Below are 8,300 nucleotides of genomic sequence, written 5' to 3' on the forward strand. Positions count from 1 at the left end.
CGGGGCGATGCCGAGCCCGCCGCCAAGGCGCCCGGCAAGCCCGTGGACACCCCCACCACCGCGCTCAAGTCCCCCGCTGCCAAGAAGCCGCAGGTGGACCAGCCGACCACCATGCTCAAGGTCGGGGGGAAGGCGAAGCCCGCTCCCGCGGAGCAAGAGGCCGAGCGGACCAGCAAGTTCGTGGCGTTGAAGCCCGACCTCAAGGGGCCGTCGGCACGCGTCGAGGAGACGCGGGCCGTGCCCCAGGTCGGGCCGGAGCGGACGACGCAGCAGCCGTTGCCGCCGAAGCCGCCGCTGGACCTGCTGGCGGAGCTGACGAACACGCCGCCCCCGCCGGAGACGCCCGTACGCACGCTGGTACGGCGGGTGAAGATCTGGACGCCGCTGGTGATCCTGCTGGTGGTCGTCCTAGGCGTCGTCCAGGCGATGCGCGCCCTGCCGCAGCCCACGCTCGCGCTGACCGCGAAGGACAGCTACACCTTCCAGGGCGGCAAGCCGGACATCCCGTGGCCGGCGGACGGCCAGGCCGCGCTGGACGTGCAGGGCATCGGCTCGTTCGGCTCCTCCGGTTCCGGCAAGCCCGTGCCGATCGCCAGCGTGGCGAAGGTGATGACCGCGTACCTGATCCTGCGCGACCACCCGCTGAAGAGCGGCGCCGAGGGCCCGAAGATCTCGATCGACAAGGCGGCGCAGGACCAGTCGAAGGCGGGCCAGGAGTCCACCGTCGACGTCACGCAGGGTGACAAGATCACCCAGCGGGAGGCACTGGAGGGTGTGCTGATCGCGTCCGCGAACAACGTGGCGCGGCTGCTCGCCCGCTGGGACGCCGGCTCGGAGAAGGCGTTCGTGGCGAAGATGAACGCCGCCGCCAAGGGCCTCGGCATGAGCGGGACGACGTACACCGACCCCTCGGGGCTCACGAACTCCACCGTCAGCACGGCCGCGGACCAGGTGAAGCTGGCCAAGGCGGCGATGCAGCAGCCCGTGTTCCGCGAGGTCGCGGCGATGATGTCGTACACCGACTACAAGGGCACGTACCACTCCAACTGGAACCAGCTCGTCGGGCACAACAACGTCGTCGGCATCAAGACCGGCACCACCACCTCCGCCCTCGGCAACCTGGTCTTCGCCGCCAAGCAGGACGTCGGCGGCGAGACCCGGATGGTCATCGGCGCGGTGCTGCGGCAGCCGCCGGGCGGCCGGGAGAACACCATCCTCAGCGCCGCGCTGGACCACAGCGACGCGCTGATCCGGGCCGCGCAGGGCGCGCTGAAGTCGGAGACGGTGCTGAAGAAGGGCACGGTCGTCGGATACGTGGACGACGGCCTGGGCGGCCGGACTCCCGTCGAGGTCACCGAGGACGTGAAGGCGGCCGGCTGGGCGGGCCTGAAGGTGCGGCTGTCCTTCACCTCGGGCACGATCCCGCACACCGCGAAGGCCGGAACCGAGGTCGGCTCGCTGACCTTGGGCGACGGCTCGTCGGCCGGTGCGGTGAAGGTGCCGGTGGCGCTCCGCGCGGACCTGGCCGAACCGGGCCTCGGCGCCAAGCTGACCCGCATCGGCTGACCCCCTCGCGGGCCCCCGCGACACCCGCCGTACCCGCACCCCGCCGTCCGCGCTCCCGCCTCGGGAGCCGGGCGGCGGGGTGCGTGCTAGCGTCACGAAACGGGGCAGGTCACCGAGGACCGCGCCAGGCCGCGCAGGGGGCCGAGAACGGAAGACGGGACACGGGGAGTGCCTGACGTGGCGACAACCGAGCCGAAGCGCGCCGAGAACGCCGAGCCGGACCCGGCGTCCGGCCCCCGGATACCCGGCCCGCCCGCGAAGAGCGCGGCGAGCGTCCTGAGCACCCTCCGCGCCCGCGCGCGCAGGCACCCGGTGCTGTCGGTGACCCTGCTCGCGGGCGTCCTGCACGTCATCTGGTTCTTCACGTTCGCCAACAGCGGCGGCGATCTCGCGGCGCAGGACGCGTGGGCGGAGTTCGTCGGCCGGCACCCCGACTCGGCGTACAACCTCGCCTGGTACGGCGGTATGCACCCGGTGTCGTACAGCGTGGTCTCGCCGTATCTGATGTCCGTGCTCGGGGTGCGGACCACGATGATGATCGCCGGCACCGGCTCGGCGGCCCTGCTGACCATGGTCCTGGTGCGCAGCCGGGCGGTGCGCAATCCGCTGTGGGCCGCGCTGGCCGGGGTGTTCGCGCTGCTGGGGAACGCCGTCTCGGGCCGGGTGACCTTCGGGCTCGGCACGCTGTTCGCGCTGGGCGCGGTGGCGGCGGTGTTCTGCTGGCCGTACGAGGGCCGGTACGAGCGCTGGGCCAAGCCGATGGCCGCGGCGCCGCTGGCGGCCCTGGCGGGCATCCTGGCGCTGCTCGGCGGGGCGGTGTCCGGCTGGGTGATGTACGCGCTGGCGGCGCTGTTCGCGGCGGGCGCGGTGGCGGTGGTGTGCTGCTGGCCGTACCGGGGGCGGTACAAGCGCTGGGCGAAGGCGCTGGCGGCGGCTCCGCTGGCCGCGCTGGCCACGATGGCGTCGCCGGTGGCGGGGCTGTTCGTGGGGCTGGTCGCGGTCGCGCTGTTCCTGCAGAAGCGGCGGCCGGGCGCGTTCGCGCTGGGGCTGGCGCCGGCGGTGGTGGTGGCCGCGTCGGCGTGGCTGTTCCCGTTCTCCGGGACGCAGCCGATGACGTTCGGCTCGGTGGTCATGCCGCTGCTGTACGGACTGCTCTGCCTGTTCCTGGTGCCCAGGGAGTGGGTCACCGTCAGGCTGACGGCGGGTGTGTACAGCCTGAGCGTGGTCCTGGTGTGGCTGATCAGTTCACAGATCGGCTCGAACATCTCGCGGCTGCCGATGCTGTTCGCGGGGGTGGCCCTGGTGGCCGCGCTGCCGTTCACCGCCCCGAGGTCGCGCCGCTGGTACGCGACGGTGCTGGCGTTCGCCGGATTCGTCGGCTGGATCGGGTTCAAGTCGGTGGACGACACCATCCACACGACCCCGGCCGCGTCCTGGGCACGTGAACTGGCGCCGCTGGTGCACCAGTTGCAGCGGGTGGACGCGGAGAAGGGCCGGGTGGAGGTGATCCCGGCGCGCTCGCACCGGGAGGCGTCCGCGCTGGCGCCGTACGTGAACCTGGCGCGCGGCTGGAACCGCCAGGCCGACATGGAGCGCAACCCGCTCTTCTACGACGACACCCTCAACTCGGCGAACTACCACGAGTGGCTCCAGCGGTGGGCCGTGCGGTACGTGGTGCTGCCGAGGGTGGACGACCCGGACGGGGACGGGGGCCTGCGCGAGCGGGAACTGGTGCTGCGCGGGATGCCGTACCTGGACCGGATCTGGAGCGACTCCAACTGGCAGCTCTACCGGGTGACGGACCCGGCGCCGATGGCCGAGCCGAACGCGGTGGTGCGGCGGGCGGAGCAGGGCGAGATGACGCTGGACGTACGGAAGCCGGGGCGGATTCTGGTCCGGGTGCCGTACTCGCCCTGGCTGAGCGTGGTGGACGAGCGCGGCAAGAGCCTGGCCCCGCCGCAGGAGACCGAGGAGTCCAAGCGGCGGCCGGAGGGGTCCCCGAAGTCCTTCGTGAACGTCAACGGGTGCCTGAGGGAGACCCCGGTGGACGCGTCCGGCGACCGGTGGACGGTGCTGCTGGCACCGAGGGCGGGGACGTACCACCTGGCGGCGCCGTACCAGCTTCCGCGCGGGACGCACTGCCCGGACGAGCTGAGGTAACCCCCGGCTGGTTGTTCACATCTCTGAACAGGGGTCAGGGAACCGAACGATTTTACCTCTCCTTGACTCGACGGTTCCTTGCCGCGCGTCCCTGTTCAAACCCAGAGTTCACATGCCTGACTGGCTGACGCCGGCGGCCGGACCCTGGGAGGGGAGACATGAACGGTCTCGACTGGGCGGTGCTGATCGGCTACTTCGGCGTGATGGTGGCGATCGGGTTCTGGTCACACCGGCGGGTGGACGACGTGGGGGACTTCTTCACCGCCGGGGGCCGGATGCCGTGGTGGCTGTCCGGCATCTCGCACCACATGTCGGGTTACAGCGCGGTGATGTTCACCGGGTACGCGGGGATCGCCTACACCTACGGGGTCACCTCCTACGTGACCTGGTCGTTCCCGATCGCGCTCGGCATCGCCATCGGCTCCCGGCTGTTCGCGCCGCGCATCAACCGGCTGCGGTCGCGGCTCGGGGTGTCCTCTCCGCTGGAGTACCTGAAGAACCGGTACGACCTCACCACCCAGCAGGCGCTGGCCTGGTCCGGGATGCTGCTGAAGATCGTGGACGTGGGCGCCAAGTGGGCGGCGATCGCCACCCTGCTGTCGGTGTTCACCGGGGCCTCGCTGAACCAGGGCATCCTCGTCACCGGCGCGGTGACCGCCGTGTACTGCACGATCGGCGGCCTGTGGGCGGACGCGCTGACCGAACTGGGCCAGTTCGTCATCCAGCTGCTGGCCGGGGTGGCGATGTTCGTCGCGGTGGTGCTGAAGCTTGGCGACCGGGACATCGGGGTGTTCGGCGCCTTCGACGAGCCCGCGCTGCGCGGGCACGGGGAACCGCTGGCGGGGCCGTACGGGACGGTGTTCCTGCTGGCGTTCCTGTTCATCAAGCTCTTCGAGTACAACGGCGGGATGCTCAACCAGGCCCAGCGGTACATGGCGACGCGCACGCCCCGCGAGGCCGCCCGCTCCGCACGGCTCTCGGCGCTGCTGTGGCTGGTGTGGCCGGTGGTGCTGTTCTTCCCCATGTGGACGGCCCCGCTGCTGGTCCACGCCCAGAAGCCGGACGGCTCGGACGCGTACGCCCTGATGACCGAACAGCTCCTCCCCCACGGGCTGTTGGGTCTGGTCGTCGTCGGCTTCTTCTCGCACACCATGGCCATGTGCTCCTCCGACGCGAACGCCATCGCGGCGGTGTTCACGCGGGACGTGGCGCCGGTGCTGTCGCGGCGGGCGCGGGGGTGGGGCGAGCGGGCGGGCCTGCTCGCGGCACGGGTGACGACGGTGGTCTTCCTCGGCCTGTCGATGGCGGTGGCGACCCAGGTCGACTCCCCCGCCTTCAAGGACATCATCACGGTGATCATCAAATGGGTGGCGGGCCTGATGGGCCCGATGGCCATCCCGATGATGCTGGGCCTGCTCCGCCCGTTCCGCCGCTCGGGCCCCACGGCCGCGCTGACGGCGTGGGCGGCGGGTCTGCTGTCCTTCTGGCTGGTCAACTATCCCGTCGACTGGCAGGTGTCCGGCGGGGTTCCGCTCCAGTACCAGGTCTCGGTCCCGCTGGCGGTGTCCCTGGTCCTGTACGTCTGCGTCGGCTGGATCAAGCCGGAGGACACCCCGGAGCGCCTGGCGGTGATCGACCGGGTCAACTCGGACGGCGGGGGCGCGGCGACCGTCCCGGCGCCGGGGCCCGCCGGGGACGACGTGGTGGGGGCACCCAGGAAGGACTGAGGGCACTCGGCCACGTCGCGCCGCGTGAGGGTGTTCAGGCGCGCGGGTAGCGGGCCAGCCAGCCCGGGGCCGAGCCGGCGGGGGTGTGGAGCGCGGGGCCCTGGGTCATCTCCAGGGCGAAGTCGTCGGCCAGTTCGAGGATGGTGGGGCGGCCCTCCAGCTCGGGGAGCCAGGCCGGGGGGAGGGCCGTCTCGCCGTGCAGGGCGCCCAGGAGTCCGCCGGTCAGGGTGCCCGCGGCGGCCGACGGGCCCGGCTGGTTGACCGCCAGGCAGAGGCCGTGGCGGACGTCCTCGCCCACCAGGGCGCAGTAGACCGCGGCGGAGAGCAGGCCGTCCGCCATGCCCTCGCCCGTCAGTTCCGCCACGCGCGCCGGGCTGGGGAGGCCCTGGCGTACCGCGCCGAGGGCGCGTTGGAGGGCGGTCGTGACGGGCTCGTGGCCGGGGCGGGCGGTCAGGAGGGCGAGGGTGCTCTGGACCGCGCCGTCCAGGCTCTCGCCGCGCGCGAGGGCGTGCACGATCACCGCGTACGCGCCCGCCGAGAGGACCGCCACCGGGTGGCCGTGGGTCTGGGCGGCGCACTCCAGCGCGAGTTGCACGACGAGTTGCGGCTCCCAGCCGACCAGCAGGCCGAAGGGCGCCGAGCGGGCGACGGCCTCCGGACCCGCCTCACCGGGGTTCTTGGGACGCTCCAGCGTGCCCATCACGTCGTTGCCGAGGCCCAGCAGCAGGGCGCGGGTGGGGCCGCGGCGGGCGTACAGCCACTCCTCGCGGGCGAGCCAGCCGTCCTCCGCGCGGCGCTCGTCCGGGCCCCAGTCCCGCTGGGTGGCCGCCCAGCGCAGGTACGCCCGGTGCAGGTCGGTCGGCGGGTGCCAGGCGCCGGTGTCGCGGCGGACCTGGGCACGGATCAGGCCGTCCACGGTGAAGAGGGTGAGCTGGGTGTGGTGCGAGACGGTGCCGCGTCTGCCCTGGCCGGGCGCGAGGTCGGTCAGCCCCTCGGGGCCGTGCGCGGTACGGATCGCGTCCCAGTCCAGCGAGTCGACCGGTGCGCCCAGGGCGTCGCCGATCGCGGCACCCAGCAGAGTGCCCCGTACGCGGCCCCGGAAGTCCTGCTGTTCCGCACGGCCCCAGACGGCGCCGCTCGTCGCACCCACCCAGACCTCCTCGCGCCACCGTCCGCCCGCACGCCGGTCAGCACTGTAATGGACCCGGAACGGTCCGATCGGCGCCCCGATCGGTCTCCGCCGAACCCATACCGGCCAGGAAAGGACGCTTCAGCTCCGCCCACACGGTCTTGGCCCCGGCGGGCGCCTCGACCACCCCCCACTGGTGCGCGTACGCGGCGACGATGCGCAACCCCCGTCCGCCGTCGGCCAGTTCCGCCGACTCCTCCGGCAGCCTCAAGCTCCGCTCACCCCGCGCGTCGGTCACCTCGACACGGAGCGTGCCGTCGTCCCTCCGCAGCAGCTCCAGCCGGAAGTCCCGCCCCCCGACCCGGCCGTGCAGCACCGCGTTGGCGGCCAGCTCGGCCACGACCTGCGTCGCCGCCTCGAACGGCATGCCCCACTCGTCCAGTTGCCGCTCCGTGAGAAGCCGGGCGAGCCGGGCGCCTCTCCGCGTCGTGGACAACTGGATACGCAGCCGTGATTTCTCATTCATGTCACCCAGAGTGGCCACCTGTCCCTACGCTGACCAGTGACGACCACGGTACGCAGGGTGACTGTACGGGTGGGCGACGCAGCGGTACGGCTGGTACGAGCGAGAGGGGCGCCGGTGGAGGACGAGGAGGCCGAGGCCGTACTCAGGGCGGTGGGCCGGCAGATCAAGGCGTGGCGGGAAGCGGCGGGTATGACCCAGGTGGAGTTGGGCTCCGCCATCGGGTACGGCGAGGAAATGGTGTCCTCCGTGGAACGGGGCCGCCGCGTCCCCAAGCCCGACTTCCTGGACCGCACGGACGAGGTCGTGGGTGCGGGCGGCAAGGTGTCCGCGATGCAGGCGGACGTGGAGCGAGCTCGGTACCCGAAGAAGGTCCGGGATTTGCAGAAGCTGGAGGAGGAGTCCGTGGAGTTGGGCGCCTACACCGCCCTGCACATCCACGGCCTTCTGCAGACGCCCGAGTACGCGCACGCTCTGTATGCGATGCGTCGGCCCACCTACACGGAGGAGGAGATCGAACGCCTCGTCGCGGCCCGGATGGCGAGGAAGTCGGTCTTCGAGCGGGTGCCCCGTCCGGAGATCACCTTCGTGCAGGAGCAAGCGGCGCTGGAGCGGCCGATCGGCGGGAGGGCGGTGCTTCGACGGCAGTTGGAACACCTGCTGGAGATCAGCGAGATGCGGCATGTCACGATCCAGATGATGCCGACCGACAAGCAGGAACACGCGGGCATGGCAGGGCACTTCCGCCTGTTGAAGCTCCGGGACGGCAAGACGCTCGGCCACCTGGAGGTCCAGTTCCACAGTCGCCTGATCACCGACCCGAGGGAAGTGCAGATCCTGGAAATGCGCTATGGCATGATCCGGGCGCAGGCCCTCCCGCCCATGGAATCGCGAGCCCGCATCGAAAAACTACTGGGAGACCAAACATGACCCCCGAGCTGACGTGGTTCAAGAGCAGCTACAGCAGCAACGACGGGCCGGACTGCGTCGAAGTCGCCCTGACCCCCGACCACATCCACATCCGGGACTCGAAGAGCACCGACGGCGACCAACTCACCGTCTCCGCCGACTCCTGGACCTCCTTCCTCAGTCACGCGGGGCACCTCGTCTGAAAGGCGTTCCCCCTCGGCGCGGGTCGGGAAGAATTCCGGTCATGACCATGACCGACTCTGCGGCCCCCGCCGACTCCGCCCGC

Annotated in this window: 7 protein-coding genes; 5 read left to right on the forward strand and 2 right to left on the reverse strand. The window is 71.7% G+C overall.

The features are described 5' to 3' along the window. The 3 genes from CCN33_RS04530 to CCN33_RS04540 all read left to right on the forward strand — a co-directional run. Positions 1-1,566: D-alanyl-D-alanine carboxypeptidase family protein (locus tag CCN33_RS04530; protein ID WP_244173651.1), on the forward strand; the 1,566-nt coding region annotated here is incomplete at its 5' end. Between the two features lie 177 nt (positions 1,567-1,743). Next, positions 1,744-3,726, forward strand: a complete 1,983-nt coding sequence (locus CCN33_RS04535) for an LLM class flavin-dependent oxidoreductase (RefSeq protein WP_244173653.1) — start codon at positions 1,744-1,746, stop codon at positions 3,724-3,726. Between the two features lie 158 nt (positions 3,727-3,884). Further along, positions 3,885-5,453 carry a sodium:solute symporter family protein gene (locus CCN33_RS04540; RefSeq protein ID WP_086691347.1) on the forward strand — a complete coding sequence of 523 codons (1,569 nt, stop codon included), beginning with the start codon at positions 3,885-3,887 and terminating at the stop codon, positions 5,451-5,453. A 34-nt stretch (positions 5,454-5,487) separates the two neighbouring features. Here CCN33_RS04540 and CCN33_RS04545 read toward each other — a convergent pair whose 3' ends face one another. Next, positions 5,488-6,603, reverse strand: a complete 1,116-nt coding sequence (locus CCN33_RS04545) for an ADP-ribosylglycohydrolase family protein (RefSeq protein WP_086691349.1) — start codon at positions 6,601-6,603, stop codon at positions 5,488-5,490. Positions 6,604-6,640: 37 nt separating this feature from the next. After that, positions 6,641-7,108 (reverse strand): ATP-binding protein, encoded by a 468-nt coding sequence (locus CCN33_RS04550; RefSeq protein WP_244173655.1) that lies wholly within the window; start codon positions 7,106-7,108, stop codon positions 6,641-6,643. A 114-nt stretch (positions 7,109-7,222) separates the two neighbouring features. Between CCN33_RS04550 and CCN33_RS04555 the strand changes: the two genes are divergently transcribed. Beyond that, on the forward strand, positions 7,223-8,035 hold the full coding sequence (locus CCN33_RS04555; protein ID WP_086691351.1) for a helix-turn-helix domain-containing protein: 813 nt from the start codon (positions 7,223-7,225) through the stop codon (positions 8,033-8,035). Beyond that, positions 8,032-8,217 (forward strand): DUF397 domain-containing protein, encoded by a 186-nt coding sequence (locus CCN33_RS04560; protein ID WP_086691354.1) that lies wholly within the window; start codon positions 8,032-8,034, stop codon positions 8,215-8,217. The genes CCN33_RS04555 and CCN33_RS04560 overlap by 4 nt, the downstream gene beginning before the upstream one ends. The last annotated feature ends 83 nt before the right edge of the window (positions 8,218-8,300 follow it).

This window comes from Streptomyces recifensis (assembly GCF_002154615.1).
In the GTDB taxonomy this organism is placed as follows: Bacteria; Actinomycetota; Actinomycetes; order Streptomycetales; family Streptomycetaceae; genus Streptomyces; species Streptomyces griseoluteus.